Genomic DNA, 18994 nt, shown 5'->3' on the forward strand with positions numbered 1-18994 from the left:
CGTATCAACGGGGATGGAACATGTTTCGTCACTCGCCCCGGTCAGCATATCCCGACAGGATCGCCTGCGATCGATCCTGGGCGGATCGATCGGCAATCTGATCGAATGGTATGACTGGTATGTCTATTCAGCCTTCACCCTCTATTTCGCCCCGGTCTTCTTCCCGTCGGATGACAGCACCGCCCAGTTGCTGAACGCGGCCGCGATCTTCGCCGTCGGTTTCCTGATGCGTCCGATCGGCGCCTGGGTGATGGGCATCTATGCCGACCGCAAGGGGCGCAAGGCGGGGCTTACCCTGTCGGTGATGATGATGGCGGGCGGATCGCTGATGATCGCGGCGATCCCCGACTATGGGACGATCGGCGTCGCCGCGCCGGCGCTGCTACTGCTCGCGCGGCTGATACAGGGGCTATCGATCGGCGGCGAATATGGCGCGAGTGCGACCTATTTATCGGAAATGGCGCAGCGGGACCAACGCGGCTTTTTCTCCAGCTTCCAATATGTAACGCTGATCGCGGGACAGCTGCTGGCGCTATGCGTTCTGCTGCTGCTCCAGCTTTTCCTGACCGAGCATCAACTGGAAAGCTGGGGATGGCGCGTGCCTTTCGTGATCGGCGGATTGATGGCGATCGGCGTCTATCGCCTGCGCCGACGCCTCAAGGAAACCGAAGCATTCGAAGAGAGCGCGGCGGTGAAGGAGCATCCCCGATCGAGCGGATGGAACCTCATCCGCCAGCATCCGCGCGAAGTGCTGCTGGTGATGGCGCTGACCGCAGGCGGCACGCTCGCCTTCTATGCCTACAGTACTTATATGCAGAAATTCCTGGTGAACAGCGCGGGCTTTGGTCGCCAGACGGCTACCGCGATCATGGCCTCCGCCCTGTTCATCTACATGTTGCTACAGCCGCTGGCGGGATGGCTGTCCGACCGGATCGGGCGCAAGCCGCTGCTGATCGGCTTCGGCGTGAGCGGCGTGCTGTTCACCACCGCGATCTTCACCGCGCTGGAAAGCGTCACCTCTTCCTTCAGCGCCTTCCTGCTGGTGCTGGCGGGGTTGGTGATCGTCACCGGCTACACGTCGATCAACGCCATCGTGAAGGCGGAACTGTTCCCGGCCAATATCCGCGCCCTGGGCGTTGCACTGCCCTATGCGCTCGCCAACACGCTGTTTGGCGGCACCGCCGAATATGCCGCACTCTGGATGAAACATGCGGGGATGGAAGGCGGCTTCTACTGGTATGTCACCGCCATGATCGCCGTGTCGCTGATCGTCTATCTGCGTATGCCCGACACGCGCTCCACCAGCCAAATCTGACAAGAAGGGGAAGAAGCCCATGCCATCATTGAACCGGACGCTTTGCCATATCCTGCCGCTGATGCTGCTGTGCCAGCCGGCCGTGGCGCAGGACGCCGCGCCACCCGTCGAACCGGCCTTCACCTCCGTCCAGCCTGGCGATTTCGCCATTGCGGGGTCATTGTCCAACAGTTGGGCGGATTTCGACAATGATGGCGACCTCGACCTTGTCGTATCGCTCAAGGGCGGCGACATCCGCCTCTATCGCAACGACAAGGGCAAGTTCATCAATGTCGGGCCGCAACTGGGCCTCCCGACATCCGGCCCGGAAATGCGGGGTGTCGCCTGGGGCGATTATGATGGCGACGGTTGGGTCGACCTGCTGGGCGGGGCGACCATGCCAGGCGAGTTGAGCCTCGTCTTCCATAATGAGGGCGGGAAGAAATTCACCAACGTCGCTCCCGAACTGGGCCTGACCATCCCCAACCGGTCCGCGCGCCAGACAAGCTGGGTCGACTATGATAATGACGGCCACCTCGACGTCTATGCCGCCAACCGCATCGGCCCCAACAGCCTGTTCCACAACGAGGGCGGCAAGTTCGTGCAGGTTTCGGCCGGAACAGGCATATCCGATGTCCGGCCCACGGTCGGCGCCTGCTGGTTCGATTATAATCGCGACGGCTTCCTCGACGTCTTCCTCGCCAATCAGTCGGGCGCAACGGATGCGCTCTGGCGCAATAATGGCGACGGCACCTTCACCGATGTTGCGCCAGAACTGGGCATGGACAATCCGGGCCGCTCAAAGGAGGAAGGCGGCGTCGGTTGCGCTGTCGGCGACTATGACAATGACGGCTTCCTCGACCTGTTCGTGCCGAACTATGGCGTCAATGCGCTCTACCATAATAATGGCGATGGCACCTTCACCAACGCCGCCAAGCAAATGGGCGTGGGGATCGACAATCACGCCGTAGGGGCCGTCTGGGGCGACTATGACAATGACGGTTTCCTCGACTTTTATGTCACCTCCTATTACGGCCCGCGCGACCAGCAGCACCCCAGGGACAGCCTGTTCCACAATGAAGGGGGCAAGGGATTCCGCCAGGTTCTGACGGAAACGTCGAAGCTGAATGTCGGCGATCATGGCGTGCAGTGGGTCGATTATGACCGGGACGGTGCGCTCGATCTGTCGGTGATGCGCGGCTATACCGACAAGGGCGGGCATTTCCTGTTCCACAATGATCTGGATCGCGCGGCGGCCAAGCGCAGCCTTTCGGTCACGTTGCTGGATGCGAAAGGACGCTTCACCCGCATGGGGGCGGAGGTGCGCCTCTATGACAAGTCGGGCAAGATCCTGGCCACCCGCCAGCTCTCGACCGGCGACGGCTATAATTCGGAAAATGCGGCGCCGCTGCATTTCGGGCTGAGGTCGATGGATGCCGTGACGGTCGAGGTCACATGGATGAGCCGGTCCGGCCGCAAGCTACAGACCCTGCGCAATGTTCGACCAGGCCAATATGCGGGCAAGTCGCTTGTCATCAAGGAAAATTAAGGTCGTTCGTTCGAAGCGGGGGAGAAGGACGGTAGCAGGCATTCCCCTTCTCTCGCTTCGCATCGGTCCATCGTGACGATCACTAGGCCCAGCTGGATCACGACCACTCTTACTGCTTCGCGCGTAGCTGGACAGCGCCGGGATTCAGGCCTTCGGCCGTCACTGTGACGGTGAAGGGACCGGTGCCCGCCCCTCTCACAAGGGCGACGGCGATGCCATCCTGCGCGACACGGTTGGGCGAGGGAAAGGGCGTATGATCGACCGAGGAAGCGTTATCGGTTGCGATGAGTGAGCCTGCACCGCTCATGCCGAAGTGCAGACAATGCGTGGCGGAGGGTACCGTCACCCCCTTCGCATCGACCACCCGCGCGCGGACATATGTCATGTCGTCGAAGCCTGAACCTACAATTGGCTGGTCCGCCTGCAAATCTATGCGAACCGGCTTTCCTGCCGTCCGCAGAGTGTCCGAGACGGCGGCTACGCCCGAATCCCGACATATGGCGCGCACCTCACCCGGAGCATAACGCACGCCCCAACGTCGCGGAGACGCATCCTGATTGATCGGCAGCTTGCCCAGGGAGCGGCCATTGAGAAAAGCCTCGACCTGCTGGCAGTTGCTGTAAACCTCGATCGTTTCATCGTGCGGACGGCGATCCTCCGGCGTCCAGTCGTCGAACAGCGCGCCCTTGGGCCTGGGCGTCGCAACGGCAATCATGGTCGGCAAGGCCGGCTGGTTCGGTCCTCCCGCCCCGTCGGTCGCGGGACCGGCCGCCGCCGGATCGGCATTGCGGACAACATGCACGACCGGCCGGTCCGACCACCAGCTCTCCCGCTCCATGCCGGTGATCTTCTGACGGCCCGTGCGATCGAGCAACCCGGCCGGGTTCTGGATATTGGGCCAGCCGGAGCGGTTTGCCTCGCCGAGATAATCGACGCCCGTCCACAGGAACATTCCAGAGAATGGCGCATAATCGCGCACCGGCACCCAGTTGCTGCGATTATGCGCATTTTCTGTCCCCACTATGCTGCGCTTCGGGTTCTGCCGACTGGCCGTGATCAGTTCATTTTCGCGATAATTCTGGCCAACCACGTCCAGCATGTCGGCAAGGCCATTGTCATAGTCCTTGGTGACATTCGGGCGAAACAGCGCCATCGTCACCGGCCGCGACGGATCGGCAGCATGGACGATATCGAGAATGCTGCGAAGCGCCGCCTTGGCCTGGACCGGATAGGCGGTGTCGTGGATTTCGTTGCCCGCGCTCCACAGCACGATGCTGGGATGGTTACGATCGCGGCGTACCATGTCGAGCGTGTCGCGCTTGTGCCAGTCACCGAAGAACAGGTGATAATCCTCCGGCGTCTTGGCGACATTCCACTGGTCGAACAGCTCGTCCATCACGATCAGCCCCAGCTGATCGGTCAGGTCGAGAAATTCAGGGCTGGGCACATTGTGCGCGGTCCGGATCGCGTTAACGCCCTGCGCCTTGAGCGCAGTCAGGCGCTGACGCCACACGGCGAGAGGTACGGCAGCGCCCACGGCGCCGCCGTCATGGTGCAGCGCAACCCCCTTTAGCTTGAAGTTGCGGCCGTTGAGCCAGAAGCCGGTCGCAGGATCGAACCGGGCTTCGCGAACACCAAAGCGTACATCTTCATTGTCGAGTACGGAGCCATCGGCCGCAACTATCCGGATGGCCGCGCTGTATAACGCAGGATCGCGGATGTCCCAGCGCCGCGGGTTGGCCAGAGCGACTTCAGCCGGCATGACGATCGTGCGGCCCGCAGCCGCGCTGATGACGGGCGTTGTGGTGCGCGCGACTTCCCGTCCATCGGGACCGGTCAGCACCACCTCCATCTTCACATCCGCCGGGGCGGTGGCGTCATTGCGTACGTCCGTCGCAATCGCGATCGCCGCGCGATCGGCGGTGAGCGTCGCCGTCCGCACAAAGGCGCCTCCCTGCGGTATATGGACATCGCCTGTCTCGATGAGGCGCACGTGGCGGTAGATGCCCGACCCGGTGTACCAGCGTGACGATGGTGCCGCGGATGTATCGGCTCGCACCGCTATCATATTATGTCCGTCCGCACGAAGGTGGCGCGTGAGATCGTAGCGCTGACTGACATAGCCCATCGGGCGATAGCCGATATGGTGTCCGTTCACCCAGACGCCACTGCGTTCCATGATCCCATCAAATTCGATGAAATATCTGCGGCCTGGCTGCGGCATCACCTCCAGTGGCTTGCGATACCAGGCGACGCCGCTCGGAAGAAAGCCGTTTTCACCCGCAGCCCTAGCATCCGGATCGAAGGGGCCAGCAATTGCCCAGTCATGCGGAACGGATACTGCCTGCCACCCGGCATCGTCCATTACGGGCATTTCGGCCCCTTCTGGATCACCCTTGAGGAAGCGCCAGCCGTCATCCAATTGTGTCACCATGCGCGGTGCGGCAAGAACTGTTTCGATCGGCACCAGGCCAGCGATCAGCGCGCATAGGATAGCCATGGATCCGGCAAAAGCGTGCGGCGCAAGGCCCGATCGGATGCGCTTCGCTTCACATTTGGGCTTGCCGTACTGGTGATGCATAGATCCTCTCTGTCAGCCGAATTGCTTCGCGCTCCGGCTTTCAGTCCACACCCATGCAGTTGGATCCCGACTGAGCCAGGCCCGATGCACTATCATTAATTCCACTATTTACAATATGGTTTCAATATACGGACCTTATCGCTTCTTCCCCGTCCGGCTATGCATTTTATTTACGGCCCCGCCCCGCTGGTCTGGCTGGAATGGATTGACCATGTTCCGCCCACCAGGCGGCGAGCGCATCCATCGTCGGACCCAGTCCGCGTGCCTTGGCCGTCATCTCATATTCCACGCGAGGCGGCACTTCCGCAAAGACGGTGCGTGAAATCAGTCCATCGGCCTCCAGTTCGCGCAACTGCGCGGTCAGCATGTGCTGCGTGATGCCGGGAATGGCCTTACGCAACTCCCCGAAACGGTGGACCCGCTGGTGCAACAGCCACATGATTTCCAGCTTCCACTTGCCTGAGAGCATGGCAAACGCACGCCGCATCTCGTCCTGCATCGAAAAATCATTTTCTTCCATTAGTCATATATTCCATACTTACTGTTCTAAATTCATTCTACTTGCGCATAATGATCCAGCATAGCATTTCTCATACACGTTCCTTGTGACGTTGAAAATGACCAGCAGGCACAAGCTGACCCATGAGAAAGAACCATGACCGAAATATATATTTACTGGATCAGCACGACTTTATTGTCGTTGCTGTATCTGTCTTCCGCCCTGCTATATGTGACCAAGCGCGACTTTGTCAGGCAGGCCCAGGCCGATCTCGGCTATCACGCCACTCACCTCGTTCCCTTCATGATCGTGGTCAAGATCCTTGGTCCAATCGCGATATTGTCGCGTGTCAGCGTGCCGCTGAGCGACCTCGCCTATGCCGGCATCTTCTACCATCTGCTCCTTTCCGGAATGGCGCACCTGGGCGTTCGCAGTCCCAAGGGCGCACTGCCAGCGGCGATAGGCCTTGCTCTGCTGGCCGCTTCCTTCGCCTCGCAGAACGCCGCTCGCGAAACGCCGTCGCCTTACGCAGCGGCAATGGCGGAACATCCCATCACCCTCACCAAAAGGAACTGACCATGGGTCGTCTCGACGGAAAAATTGCCATTGTTACAGGAGCGGGCCGTGGCATCGGTCGCGCCACCGCCAAGCTCTTCGCGGCTGAAGGCGCAAAGGTCGCTGTCCTGTCGCTCACGCCTGTAAATATCGATGCGGTCGTCGCTGATATTGAGATCGCGGGAGGCACCGCACTCGGCATTCAATGTGATGTCAGCGATGCCGGGCAGATCAAGGCGGCGGTGGACAAAGTGGCCGCCACCTATGGCGGCATCGACATCCTTGTGAACAATGCGTTCGATCCATCCGCTGTTGCCTCTTCCGTGATAGACCTCTCCATTGAGCAGCTTCAGCGCAACTTTGATATGGGACCGATCGCCTATCTGCGCATGATGCAGGCCTGCTATCCGCACCTGAAGGCCAGCGGTGCGGGCCGCGTCATCAATTTCGGATCGGCCGCCGGTATCGTCGCGCTGTTGCCCTATGCGCCTTACAGCATGGCCAAGGAGGCTGTCCGCGCGTTGACCCGGACGGCCGCCCGCGAGTGGGGACCCGACAATATCACCGTGAACAACATGCTGCCGGTCGCGGACACATGGGGGGCTGTAGACGTGCCTCCGCCCAATGTGCCCCTGGGACGCTATGGCTCGCCAGAAGACGATATCGCACCTGTCGTTCTGTTCCTGGCGAGCAAGGATGCGCAGTTCATCACGGGCTACAGCCTGACGCCGGATGGCGGGATGATAATCGACAGCGCGCGCTGACGCGCCTTCGCATCGGTTTGAGAGCGTGTTTCCCATGATCGCTCATTTCATGGGAAACACGCCGGAGCGCCGAACTTTCCACGCTCCGCTACCTTCTACGATCAACCGCTTCCAATGGATCGCCAAATGCGTTGCTGGTAGCTTCGTGGCGTCAGTCCGGTCGACCGTCGAAATGCCTGAGCGAGGCTGGAGGTTGAGGAGAAGCCGACCGCGTCGGCCACGGATTTGATGCTCTCCTGTGTGGCGAGTAGCCGCTTGACGGCATCGATCCTGTTTTGGTGGACATATTGGCCCAACGTGCAGCCCCGGCTCTTCAGGAAACCCCGCGTCAGTTGCCGAACGGAAATGCTGCACAATTCCGCCAGTTCAACCAGGGTGGGTGGCGTAGTCTCCTTGTTAAGACGCTCGTCGATCAATCTCAGGCGCCAGGCCGCAAGACCACCATGCGCCATATCGTCGGTCACGCATTCGAGATAGCGGCAGATTTCGACCGTCAATTGTGTCGCGACGGCACCCACGAGCAACCTGGTATCGCGACGCGGGCTGCGTGCCTCCTCGGCCAGGCGCCGAAGCAGCAATCTGACCGGATGGCTGGATATGTCGAGCGAAGCCAGCAGGCGCGCGTCGGTCCAGTCCATCTGAGTGCGAAAGCGGTGACGGGCCAGCTTGCCGCGTAATGCACATCGGATGGAATATTGCTCGCCGCCGCCGTCCCATCGCAGATGAAGCGGATGGCTCGGCGGCACGAATATGATGTCGCCCAGCGTCTCGAAACGATGGCTGCCCCAGCTTTCGGTGAAAGCACCGCGCATATTTGCAGGGCGCGGTGTGACACAGAGATCGAGCAGAGGGTGATCGCTGCTGATGATAGCCTGTCCATCTGCGGCCATGTCCGTGTGCAACAGGCTGACATCGGCGGTCGAGAAACTGAAATCGGCACCATTCCGTCCATGGACCGCCTGTCCTGCTTCCTGCAATTGCCCATCCTTCCAGCCTGGCGATCCGCCATATGTCGGATCGCTTGCTGCAATTTGGCTAATATGCCGCCTTCTGTCCAGAATGGAACGTGGGTGGTTCTTGCCGAAGCGCGGCCGAAGGAACAGATTTGGCCGCATAGCAAAACAGGAAATGGCTGGAGGATGCGGTGCCCAATCATGGGATCAGCGATACGCTGGACGATTTTGGCGGACTGATAAATTGGGAGAATCTGAACGCCTGGCTCGATACTAGCGGAGCGCCGGGATATGGGCCTGTGACAGCGGCACGCAAGCTGGCTGGCGGGTTGCAGAATAACGTCTTCCTCCTCAGCCGGGGGAACCGGGATTTGATCCTGCGGCGCCCCGGCAAGCATCTTAAACCCAGGAGCAATGAGACGATGTTGCGCGAGGCGCGAGTGCTCAACGCGCTGGAGGGGAGCGCCGTGCCCCATCCCCGCATGTTAGCCCTGTGCGATGATGCCGACGTGCTGGGCGCCTGCTTCTACCTGATGGAACCGCTGGAAGGTTTTGCCCGGTCGGGAGACCTGCCCGGTCAATATGCCACCGATTCATCCTGGCGGCGCGCCATGGGTGTCGAACTGGTGAAGGCGGCATCCGCCCTTGGCAATGTGGACCCTGTGGCGGCCGGGCTGGAAGATCTCGGCAGGCCCGATAACTGGCACGAAAGGCAGGTCGAGCGCTGGCGATCGCAACTGGAAGGCTATGCGGCGACGCCGGGCTACAATCCCGCGGACTTACCCCATGTCGATGCCGTTGGTCGTTGGCTGGCGGATAATCTGCCGACCGATCGGCGCATCGGCCTGGTCCATGGCGACCTGCAATTTCCCAATGTCATGTTCTCCTTGCAGGCGCCCAGAATCTCCGGCGTGCTGGACTGGGAACTTGTGTCGCTGGGCGATCCGCTGCTCGACCTGGGATGGATATTGTCGAGCTGGTTCGAGGACGGCGATCCGGAGGGCAAGTCGCCGATGGTGAAGCCATGGGACGGCTTTCTATCCCGCGGCGAACTGAGCACGCTCTATGGCAAACAGAGCGGTCGGGATATGGCGCAGATGCCGTGGTTCTTCGCGCTCGCCTGCTACAAGCTCGCCTGCCTGCTGGAGGCGACCTTTGCAGCCTCAAAAGCCGGAAAAGTACCCGAACCGGTGGGGCGGTCGGTGCACGCCTATGCGACCTGGTTGATGACAAAGGCGCTGCAGATCATCGCGGGCTGAGGCCCGCCGCCAGGCAACATATGACAACATGGATGGGAATTTCACATGGATTTCTCGGTAGACACGGATTTTCAGCAGAAACTCGACTGGATGAACGCATTCGTTCGTGAGGAAGTCGAGGCGATGGACCTGCTTTTCCCGCGTGGCAGCGAACAATTCAACATTCGCAACAGGAAAGCCCGCACCATGGCCAGGAAATTGCAGGAAAAGGTCAAGGCGCAGGGGCTGTGGGCCTGCCATCTTACGCCTGACATGGGCGGGAAAGGCTATGGGCAGGTCAAGCTGGCCTTGATGAATGAAATATTGGGCCGCACATCCTGGGGACCGGTAGTCTTTGGCTGTGCCGCCCCGGACACAGGCAATGCCGAGATATTGGCGATGTTCGGCACGGCCGAACAGAAGGCGCGCTATCTCCAGCCGTTGCTGGATGGCGACATTTTTTCCACCTACGCCATGACCGAACCGCAGGCGGGCGCCGATCCCAAGGAGTTCACCTGCCGCGCATGGCGCGAGGGCGACGCATGGGTCATCGAAGGCGAGAAATGGTACGCTTCCAACTTCAAGAACGCATCCTTCGTCATCGCGATGGTCGTGACCAACCCGGACAATGCGCCGCATGAGCGCATGTCGATGTTCCTCATCCCCTCCGACACGCCGGGCATCGTCGATATTCGGGATGTCGCGGGGATGAACGATCCGGTCGACCATGGCCACCATGCCTATCTGCGTTTCGACAAGGTCCGCGTGCCGCTCGACGCCATGCTGGGCGATCCGGGACAAGGGTTCAAGCTGGCGCAGGCGCGGCTGGGTGGCGGTCGTATCCATCACGCCATGCGGGTGGTCGGCCAGTGCCAGCGGGCGCTGGAGATGATGCAGGAGCGCGCCGTTTCCCGCCGCACGCAAGGAAGGCAACTGGGCGACCATCAATTCGTCAAGGGCATGATTGCCGACAGTGCGATGGAATTGGAAATGTACCGCCTGCTGGTCCTCAAGGCGGCCTGGACTATCGACACGCAACCGCATGGCGCAGCGCGGATGCACATCGCGATGAGCAAGGTGGCCATGGCGCGCGTCTATCATGACATCATCCGCCGGGCGGTGCATCTGCACGGCGCGCTCGGAACCACGCATGAAACGCCGCTGGCAAAGATGTGGATGGGCGTTCCCATGCTCTCAGTCGCCGATGGTCCCACCGAAGTCCATCAGGTCCAGATTGCAAACCTGCTGCTCAAGGATGCGACACCGGCTCCCGGCCTGTTCCCCAGCGAACATATTCCGACGAGAACGGCGGAGATCGAGGCCCGCTATTCAAGAGAATTGGCCGAGATCGAACGGGAACTGGCCGCCTAGCCCGTTCAGGCGAACGATACGACAGCCAGGGAGACGGGCATGTCCATTTTCGATCTGACGGGAAAGGTCGTAGCCGCCACTGGCGGCATGAGCGGCATTGGTCTTGCTTTTCTGCAAGGATGTGCGCGGCAGGGTGCATCCGTTGCCATATTGGACCGCAAAGTCGATCAGGCCGCAAATGTCAGGGCCAGGCTGAAGGCGCTTGGGGCGCCGATTGTTCATGTCGAGCGATGCGATGTGTCGGATGACGAAGCCGTAGACGCGGCATTCATCTCCATCATTGGTGCGATGGACAGGATCGACTGCGTTTTCGCCAATGCGGGCGTCAGCCACCGCGCGCCGTCCTTCATCGATCTGACGAATCAGGATTATCATCGCCTGCTCGACATCAACCTGCATGGCGCTTTCTACACGCTTCGAGCCGCCGCGAGGCATATGAAGAGCCGTGCGCTTGGCGGCGACCCAGGAGGATCGATCGTAGCCTGCGGCAGTCTGTCGATTTACTACGGTCTGCCGGGCATGGAGCATTATGCCGCCGCGAAGGCCGCGCTTCAGGCTGCGATTAAGGGGCTTGCCGTGGAGATGGGGCCTTACGGCGTACGCGCCAACATGCTGGTTCCTGGCTTCATCATGACAGGGCTTACTGGCGGAAGCTCAAAGGCTCAGGAAATAGCCGAGCATTTTGCAAAGATCACACCGCTAGGCCGTCCTGGCGATCTTTCGGACATTGAAGGACCGGCGGCCTATCTGGCGTCGGATGCTTCGAAATTCCAGACGGGCGACACGATGGTAATCGATGGCGGCAGGCGGGTTCGCAATGCTTGACCACACAGCCCGGCTCGACCCGCATCTGTTGCAACTATCAGGTGGATGGCATGGCCATAACAATTGATCTGAGTGGACGTGTGGCGGTCGTAACCGGCGGGAGCCGGGGGTTGGGACGCGCGATCGTCCTAGGTCTCGCGCAAGCAGGCGCGCGCGTCGCCATAGCGAGCCGCCAAATTGCAAACTGCGAGGCGCTGGCGCAGGAAATCATCTCGGCCGGTGGCGAAGCATCGGCCCATGGCTTCGACGCATCCAGTTGGGAGGATTGCGACCGCCTGTTCGCCGAAGTTAATGCCCGTTGGGGCAGCGCCCAGATTCTCGTCAACAATGCGGGTAAATCGCCCGTCGAACCATCGTCCGTGGAAACCGGCCAGGCCGCATTCGACACTATCATCGCGATCAATCTGCGTTCTGCCTTTCGCCTGTCGGCGCTATTCGGCGCCTGCATGGTGGAAGGGGGCGGCGGCACGATCATCAACATCAGTTCGACCGGTTCACGCAAGCCCGAACCCTATTTCGCACCTTATGCCGCGGCCAAGGCCGGCCTCAACATAATGACCGAAAGCTTTGCCAAGGAATATGCTCCTACGGTCAGGGTCAATACGATCATGCCCGGACCGTTCCACACCGACGGCACCAAGGCATGGTCGCGATCTGAAGGGTTTGCCGATCATGCCAAAAGACATCAGCCCTTGGGTCGGGGTGGCGAACCTTCGGAAATCGTCGGCGCGGCGCTATATCTGGCCAGCGATCTGTCATCCTATGTGACAGGCGCCTGCATCGCCGTCGATGGCGGACACCTCATTTCCAGAGGCTAGAAATACTCTGCCAGCCTGCCGCGCCGGGCTGGCCTGGGTCGGAAAATATCGACTCTACGCGACCCGCAACGGCATGGTGAGGGTGGCGCGGAAATGGGCCGGGGCAATCTGTCCCGCGGTCAAGGAGCCGCCTTCCGGAAAGCGCGCCCTTATACGGTGCGCGACATTCGCAAGCCCCACACCCAGGCCGGGTTGGTCGACAATCTGGATCATCTCCGCAGTTTCGGAAACATTGTCGACGGACAGTTGCAACCAATTCTCGTCCCGCGACGCGATGATCGTGATCTTGAGATCGCCCGATGCGTATCGCAACCCATGTTTGACGGCATTTTCGATCAACGGTTGCAGGATAAGGCCGGGGATGAGCGCGTCTTCAAGCTCTTCGGGAACGTGCAGAACCACTTGAATGCGATCCGAAAACCGTTCCTTTTCGATCGCCAGATATTCGGATTGCAGCCTCAGTTCCTCGGCAAGCGTCAGATCGCGCAAGGGGTCTCTTTCGAGGGTTCTGCGCAGGAACGACGAAAGGGATATCACCATTCGGCTCGCCTGGGACGAAGCACCTTCTTCGATCAATCCGATAATTGAATTGAGAGAATTGAAAAGCAAATGTGGATTGAGTTGATAATATAAGGCCTGCATCTTCGCGGATACAACCTCTTCTTTTATTACAATCATGCTCCGGTCTTGAGATGTTATCTTCAAATTATACATATACGCAATAAAGAAGCAGAACCATCCAAAAAATAGAGATATGCCAAAGAAAAGAGAATAGCAGAAATTCTCAATATTGTACACGATGCCAACAGAAATATTAGCATATTTAAATAGAATGAAATCGATCGAATTTACTAAAAATGATGAAATAACAGATAATATAGCTGAACATAATAGCTGAAATGAAATATTCCTTAATCTCATCATCACGATGATATGCGACACCATGGCAGTCAAAAGCACGGACGCAAGCGAAACAGTCAGCTTTACGGGGATATATTGAATGGGATTAAATCCGATCAATACCCAAATAGAGCATGTTATTACAAACTCAGCAGTCCAGAAACCCAATATTAGCTTTATCACCCTGATGAAAAATCCGGATCCTTCCATGTCAGGATGATCTATTTCTAACAGATTTTGATAGATATTACTGACAGATATCATATAGAATATCTTCCCCGTTCTTCCGGATAACATACTTCAATATATTTGCATCATCCAAGGAAAATCGAGATGGGCGGCCGGACCGCGACAGGTTGCTGAGCAGGCGCCTCTCAACGCCCCACAGATCATGATGGCGCGGACATGAACAATGGACTGCCTCGCCCCATTGCGAAACCGGCCGCGCGCGCCTCAGACGGTTTGATAGGACTGGTATGTCGAGCAAAAATCGTTGTCGAACAGGAAGTTTGTGAACGTCACGGTCATGCTGAAATCCAGCGCGCGGACATGGTGCCACCATCCGACCGGAATGAACAGCAACTCTCCCGGCGCGAGATCGTGGCAAAAGATATCGACGTTCTGCATCCTTGGGAAACGGTCATAGTCGACCTTCTCAAGATCGACTTCGCTGTAGACATGGAGATGATTATACAGATTGGCGACCTGCAACCCGTCAGCCAGATGCACGCGCTTGCGCCCGGTGATCTGCGCCATGAAATTATTGGTCAGGTCATGATGCGTCGGCGTGACCGTGCCGGGCGGCCCGATCCAGAAGAAACCACGATTAGCCGGATTGCCGCCGTCGAGATATTCGGGGATCTGGACGATCCCGTCCCACAATTCGCTCAGGGCTGATGCATTGGCGCCGCCATTTCTGGCGGTCATGTAGATGTCGTTGCTTTCTCCCATGGCCATGATGCGCGCCATGAACGCATCAAAAGCCATCGTCGTGCCATGGCTGTCGGCCTGCATTTCATAATGCGGGTTGGCGCTGCGATTGACCTGAACCTCGACCTGGCGACCGGCAAAGGTGCAGACAAGCTGCTCAGGCGTCCAGCCGAGCGCCGGCCAGTCCTCCATCATCCCGGTGATGACCACCGGCCGGTTGGCGCTGTAATAGTCGTTGAGGAATGTCGCGCGGTCGAGCTTGTGACGGCGCTCGATCCCGGCGTTGTCGCGCGCGCCCATCGCACGCACTCTTTGCTGCACGTCCAGGGTCCAGTCGCGTTTGGCGACACGGCTGGCCAGACGCCGCGCCGCCTGCAGATAGGGGCTGCGATAGGCCTTGTCGATTTCGCGCCGCGCTTCGCCTGGATGGAAATTATGAGCGACCAGGGCCGGCAGCAGCCCTTCCGGCGAAGCGCCCAGCGCGAGATTCTCGCCGATCCAGGCCCGCCAGCCATCATTGAAAACGTCATGGACGACTTCCTCCGGCAAGGCGGCATCGCAGGACGGCATGATATTCCTGGGCCTTTCCCTTCCCGGATTTGCAACGGGCGACCACCATAGCAGAAGAATATTGTCCATATGGCCCGTGTCGATGAGCCATTTCACCACGGCATGGGGCGCTTCGGGGATTCGTTCGACAGTGACCCCCGCTATGCCGCTGAACCGGCGCGCATGAACCTCATCCATGTTGAGGCCACCCTCCGCCTCCGCGCCTGTACCGAACAGGATGTGGACAGGGGGATGAGGCAGACCGGCAAGCAAGGCGGTCAGGTCGTCATATCGCCTGGCAGGAGGATGACGATCGAGCGTCTCCATGACGCTGAGCCAGCGCAGGTCACCGTCGCGCCGCGCCCAGTCGCTGCGAAGATAGGATAGCGGGCCAAAGGCAAGCACCTGGTCCACGCCCAGCAGCGCGCCAAACAGGATCGCCGCATAGCCACCCATCGATTGCCCCACGGTGCAGATCGAACTGGGGCGCAGATCGGCAATGATATGGCGCAGCGATGCCGCGACCGCATCGACATCCCGTCCCAGTCCGTCCACCCCATGCTGATACCAGAAATTGGCGGTATCGCGGATCAGGATCAGGTTGAGCGGCTGGCCGGTCGTCGCCTCCAGCTTGCGGAGGCGGCCGACGAAATCGAATTTGGGAAGAGCTGCCCAATCGACGAAGCCGAAGGTGATGATGAGCGGCGCCCCTTCATGCGGGGCGTCGATGATATAGCCGATGTCGGGATCGGCTTGCGCATTCGCGAATTGCCTGTTGTCGGATCGTATCATCGTTCGGAACTATCAGCCGGAATGTGCCGGGAATGCGCCATGGACGCATTCCCGGCAGGAACCCCCGTCAGAAGCGGATGCTCAGCCGCCCCGTAACGCCATGGGCCGTTATGCCGGACCCGAAATCCCCATTATAGGAGATCGTGGCCGAAACATTGTCCGATGTCTGGAAACCCAGCCCGGCCCGCACGGTCGCCGCATCCTTGGCAATCGGCGCGCCCGCGATCAGGAACGATCCGGTGGTGTCAGGCAGGGTCATCGTCGCAAACGGCGTGGTGTCCTTGAAGGCATGGCGCCATCCCAGGCCGCCAAATGCGATCGCCTGCACATTGGCCAGGCTGAACTCGCTCGACCCGCGCATACCCAGGGTCGTGAATAGCGTGTTCATGCGCTGCGACTTCACGGCCAACGCGGCGGCCCCGCCATCGGTCACCACACTCTTCTCGGCAAAATCGTCGAGATCGAGCCGCACATAGGCGATATTGGCATAAGGCTCGATCGTGACGTTGCCTGTGCGATGCCGCCATGCAAGCTCGCCGAACGACTGGAAGCTGTTGCCCTTGTAATCCGCCTTCAGGCGATCGCTCAAGCCGGGGAAGGCCACGATCCTGTCGGTCGAAACATCATGCCATGTATAGGACAGGCCCGCGCGCAGCGACACATTGTCCCATTGCGCACCACCGTAAAGGCCAAGGTGGATATTATCGCTCTTGCCCTTCGATAACTGCCGCCGGACGTTGAAATCGTCACGGCTGTAGCCCGCAAACGCGCCCAGCCGCGCATTCGATCCAACTGCGCCATCAAGCCCCAGCAGCAGGCCGCCGGTAGAATTGCGCACACGGGTTCCATTTCCATCCTGGCCCAGGCGGCTCCAATTGCCCAGCCCCTGGCCCCATATGGCGAGTTCGGGCTGCGCTGCCTTGTCGCGCGCATAGTCGTTATAGCCATAGTCGAGCGCGGCGACTTCCTTCGGCTCGGCCTCTTCCAGCGTGCTGTGCAGCCGGTCGAACGCGGCTTCCCGCAGGGACTGGCTTTGCATCAGCAACGTCGATTGCGCCGAGGCATGGACACTGCCCGACAAGCTGTCGAACGCGGCACGCGCTTCGGACGCATCGAGCACAAGTAGGGCATTATACAGCGCAAGTGATGGTCCACTCTGCTTGAGCGTGTTGAGCGCGATGGCCGTGTTGTACTGGTTCGCCGTTTCCGCAACATCCTGGAAAACAAGCGGTGGTGTGGGCGTCGGAGTTGGTGTTGGCGTTGGCGTCGGAGTGGGCGTCGGTGTGGGCGTAGGGGTTGGCGTCGGAGTGGGCGTCGGAGTAGGCGTCGGAGTGGGCGTCGGAGTGGGCGTCGGAGTGGGCGTCGGAGTGGGCGTCGGAGTGGGCGTCGGAGTGGGCGTCGGAGTGGGCGTCGGAGTGGGCGTCGGAGTGGGCGTCGGAGTGGGCGTCGGAGTGGGCGTCGGAGTGGGCGTCGGAGTGGGCGTCGGAGTCACCGCGATTTTCAGGTCGACCTGGTTCGCCTGATGGTCAAGGCTTACGTCGAGAAATGCGGATTTGGACACCGCCTGCGCGAAGCTGCCTTCAATACCCCCCCCAGCCGTCAGGATGGTGTAGGTCTGACCGTTCTGATAGCTGACCGTTGGATCGAGCGCGGTCACTTCGACATTGACGCCGTTGCCGATCCGTACGCCACCCTGCAAGGGGCCAGGCGCGCTGGTGCCGACCGGAAGCACCCGGATGAGGTCGCTGCTGCCGTCGCCCCGAATATCGGCCTCGTAGATCGAATTGTCGCCGAATTCGAGTTGGCCCAGCACGGTCAGAGTGCCGATCCCATTGTCGCCAGGCGAGATGACAGCATGCTTGCTGCTGCCGGAGAACCGCCCGTAGAGCCGTACCGACCCCACGGTCCCGGTTCCCGCCAGACGCCCGAAACCGTTCGGATTCGCGTCGGTCTGGCCACCGACATAGACATGGCTGGTATAGTTCTGGTTGCCCAGGAAATTGCTGAAGACATGCCCGGTCTCGCCCTTGACGACGAGGGTACCGTCGTCGACGAGGATGAGCGAGCTGGGCCCGGTGATGCCATATCTGCCGTCATTGCTGGCGTCAGTTCCGAAATCGCTGTTGAAGACCAACCGGCTGCCGCCCTTCACGACCACGCCGCCGGTCACACTGTCGGTGCCCAGGAACTTGGTCATGTCACCCGACAGGATCGTCTCGCCGGCCAGGCTGACGATCGTTCCGTCGCCAGCGATGGCATTCTTGAATTCATAGCCGGTGGCCGTGTGGTTGAAGAGAAGCTGGCCATCCCGTCCCGCGAAGGTGATGCGCGCATCCTGGTTGAGCGTGCCCGCCGCCTCCGCCGCGACCGAGGTCGCCTCGTCGAAGACGTTGAACGTCACCTTGCCGCCAAAGGTGAGCGCGCCGAGGTTGACGCCGCTGAGCGGGCTGCCACCCAGCACGATCTCCTGCGCCGACAGGCTGGCGCCGTTCGCGATGACAAGATTATGGTTGCTGTCGTCGCCGATCGAAATCTTGCCGCTGGCCGTGAAGGACGAACCAGCGCCGGTGACATAGGTCGTCGCCAGCGACGTGGACATGCCGTGCAGTTCGGCATCCGCCGTGGTCAGCTTGCCGCCGTCCTGGATGGTCATGCTGCGGTAGTTGGTGAAAGTGCCGCTGTTCGCCCACAGCGAGCCTTGTCCGGTGATCAGCGTCTGGTTCGCCGTGCTCGAATCGTCCGCAGGCGCTCCGCCTATATCGACGGTGATCGTAGCGATCTTGCCGCCATTCTCGATCGTGATCGCGCCCGCGTCGTTGACGTCGTTGTCCCACGTGTTGTTGCGCAGCGTGTCGGCTGTGATCACAGAGCCGGCGCCGCTCACCTTGAGGATGCCGCCACTGTTGTCGACCGTCGCGGCGTTCCCCATGACGATGTCGCGCACCGAAACCTGTCCGCCGTTCTCCACGACAAGCGTGCCCAAGCCGCCTCCGCCGAGCACGAGCAGGTTGTTGAGGATGCTGGTGGTGCGCGTCACTTCCAGTTTGGAACCGACACCGGAGACGGTGATCAGGCCCGACGATCCGCCGCGCTCGCCGATCGTGACCGCCTTGGCCACCACGACGTCCGCGCCATCGTTGATCGTGAGCGAGACGTCGGGCTTCGTCTGCCCCACGACGAGCGCTTCGGCAACGCTGTGGTCCGTGGACCAGGTCGTGGAACCACTGTCGAGCACGGTGTTCTGCGCGATCGCATGGTTCGGAACCGCCATCAGAATGACAGGCAGCGGCAGCAGCGCCGCCAACACCAGTTCATTGCCAAGCGCCGTCGAGGCGCCAAGGGCTTGCCTAAAGCCCACGATCGTCCTGATCATTCC

At 60.3% G+C, this 18994-nt stretch carries 14 protein-coding genes; 8 read left to right on the forward strand and 6 right to left on the reverse strand.

Going from position 1 to position 18994, the window contains the following annotated elements:
* The first annotated feature begins 13 nt into the window (after positions 1–13).
* Both MOK15_RS18560 and MOK15_RS18565 read left to right on the forward strand, forming a co-directional pair.
* The gene (locus MOK15_RS18560) at positions 14–1315 is read left to right on the forward strand and encodes an MFS transporter (protein WP_242933202.1); all 1302 of its coding nucleotides are present in this window, start codon (positions 14–16) and stop codon (positions 1313–1315) included.
* A gap of 19 nt (positions 1316–1334) precedes the next feature.
* Positions 1335–2843 carry a CRTAC1 family protein gene (locus tag MOK15_RS18565; protein ID WP_242933203.1) on the forward strand — a complete coding sequence of 503 codons (1509 nt, stop codon included), beginning with the start codon at positions 1335–1337 and terminating at the stop codon, positions 2841–2843.
* Positions 2844–2952: 109 nt separating this feature from the next.
* Here the strand turns inward: MOK15_RS18565 and MOK15_RS18570 are convergent, their stop codons facing one another.
* Complete coding sequence (locus MOK15_RS18570) at positions 2953–5343, reverse strand: glycoside hydrolase family 2 TIM barrel-domain containing protein (RefSeq protein WP_242933204.1); 2391 nt, start codon at positions 5341–5343, stop codon at positions 2953–2955.
* A gap of 247 nt (positions 5344–5590) precedes the next feature.
* Positions 5591–5923, reverse strand: coding sequence for a helix-turn-helix domain-containing protein (locus MOK15_RS18575; protein ID WP_278254322.1), 333 nt, complete (start codon positions 5921–5923; stop codon positions 5591–5593).
* A gap of 156 nt (positions 5924–6079) precedes the next feature.
* Between MOK15_RS18575 and MOK15_RS18580 the strand changes: the two genes are divergently transcribed.
* Both MOK15_RS18580 and MOK15_RS18585 read left to right on the forward strand, forming a co-directional pair.
* On the forward strand, positions 6080–6499 hold the full coding sequence (locus MOK15_RS18580; protein WP_242933205.1) for a DoxX family protein: 420 nt from the start codon (positions 6080–6082) through the stop codon (positions 6497–6499).
* A gap of 2 nt (positions 6500–6501) precedes the next feature.
* Positions 6502–7242 carry an SDR family oxidoreductase gene (locus MOK15_RS18585; RefSeq protein ID WP_242933206.1) on the forward strand — a complete coding sequence of 247 codons (741 nt, stop codon included), beginning with the start codon at positions 6502–6504 and terminating at the stop codon, positions 7240–7242.
* A gap of 101 nt (positions 7243–7343) precedes the next feature.
* Here the strand turns inward: MOK15_RS18585 and MOK15_RS18590 are convergent, their stop codons facing one another.
* On the reverse strand, positions 7344–8219 hold the full coding sequence (locus MOK15_RS18590) for an AraC family transcriptional regulator (protein ID WP_242933207.1): 876 nt from the start codon (positions 8217–8219) through the stop codon (positions 7344–7346).
* A gap of 167 nt (positions 8220–8386) precedes the next feature.
* Between MOK15_RS18590 and MOK15_RS18595 the strand changes: the two genes are divergently transcribed.
* The 4 genes from MOK15_RS18595 to MOK15_RS18610 are packed head-to-tail and all read left to right on the forward strand — an operon-like array spanning position 8387 to position 12447.
* Entirely contained in the window at positions 8387–9454 is a 1068-nt protein-coding gene (locus tag MOK15_RS18595; RefSeq protein WP_242933208.1) for a phosphotransferase family protein, read from the forward strand.
* A 45-nt stretch (positions 9455–9499) separates the two neighbouring features.
* Positions 9500–10804, forward strand: a complete 1305-nt coding sequence (locus MOK15_RS18600) for an acyl-CoA dehydrogenase family protein (RefSeq protein ID WP_242933209.1) — start codon at positions 9500–9502, stop codon at positions 10802–10804.
* Between the two features lie 39 nt (positions 10805–10843).
* Positions 10844–11629: an SDR family oxidoreductase gene (locus tag MOK15_RS18605; protein ID WP_242933210.1), complete on the forward strand. Its 786-nt coding sequence runs from the start codon at positions 10844–10846 to the stop codon at positions 11627–11629.
* 50 nt (positions 11630–11679) lie between these two features.
* A complete protein-coding gene (locus tag MOK15_RS18610) occupies positions 11680–12447 on the forward strand; it encodes a glucose 1-dehydrogenase (RefSeq protein ID WP_242933211.1) in 768 nt (255 codons plus the stop codon).
* A gap of 54 nt (positions 12448–12501) precedes the next feature.
* Here MOK15_RS18610 and MOK15_RS18615 read toward each other — a convergent pair whose 3' ends face one another.
* The 3 genes from MOK15_RS18615 to MOK15_RS18625 all read right to left on the reverse strand — a co-directional run bounded on the left by MOK15_RS18615 (position 12502) and on the right by MOK15_RS18625 (position 18991).
* The gene (locus tag MOK15_RS18615; RefSeq protein WP_242933212.1) at positions 12502–13467 is read right to left on the reverse strand and encodes a histidine kinase; all 966 of its coding nucleotides are present in this window, start codon (positions 13465–13467) and stop codon (positions 12502–12504) included.
* 333 nt (positions 13468–13800) lie between these two features.
* The gene (locus tag MOK15_RS18620) at positions 13801–15618 is read right to left on the reverse strand and encodes a cupin-like domain-containing protein (protein WP_242933213.1); all 1818 of its coding nucleotides are present in this window, start codon (positions 15616–15618) and stop codon (positions 13801–13803) included.
* Positions 15619–15685: 67 nt separating this feature from the next.
* Positions 15686–18991, reverse strand: coding sequence for an autotransporter outer membrane beta-barrel domain-containing protein (locus tag MOK15_RS18625; protein WP_242933214.1), 3306 nt, complete (start codon positions 18989–18991; stop codon positions 15686–15688).
* Positions 18992–18994 lie beyond the last annotated feature (3 nt).

The sequence above is a fragment of the Sphingobium sp. BYY-5 genome (assembly GCF_022758885.1).
Taxonomy (GTDB): domain Bacteria; phylum Pseudomonadota; class Alphaproteobacteria; order Sphingomonadales; family Sphingomonadaceae; genus Sphingobium.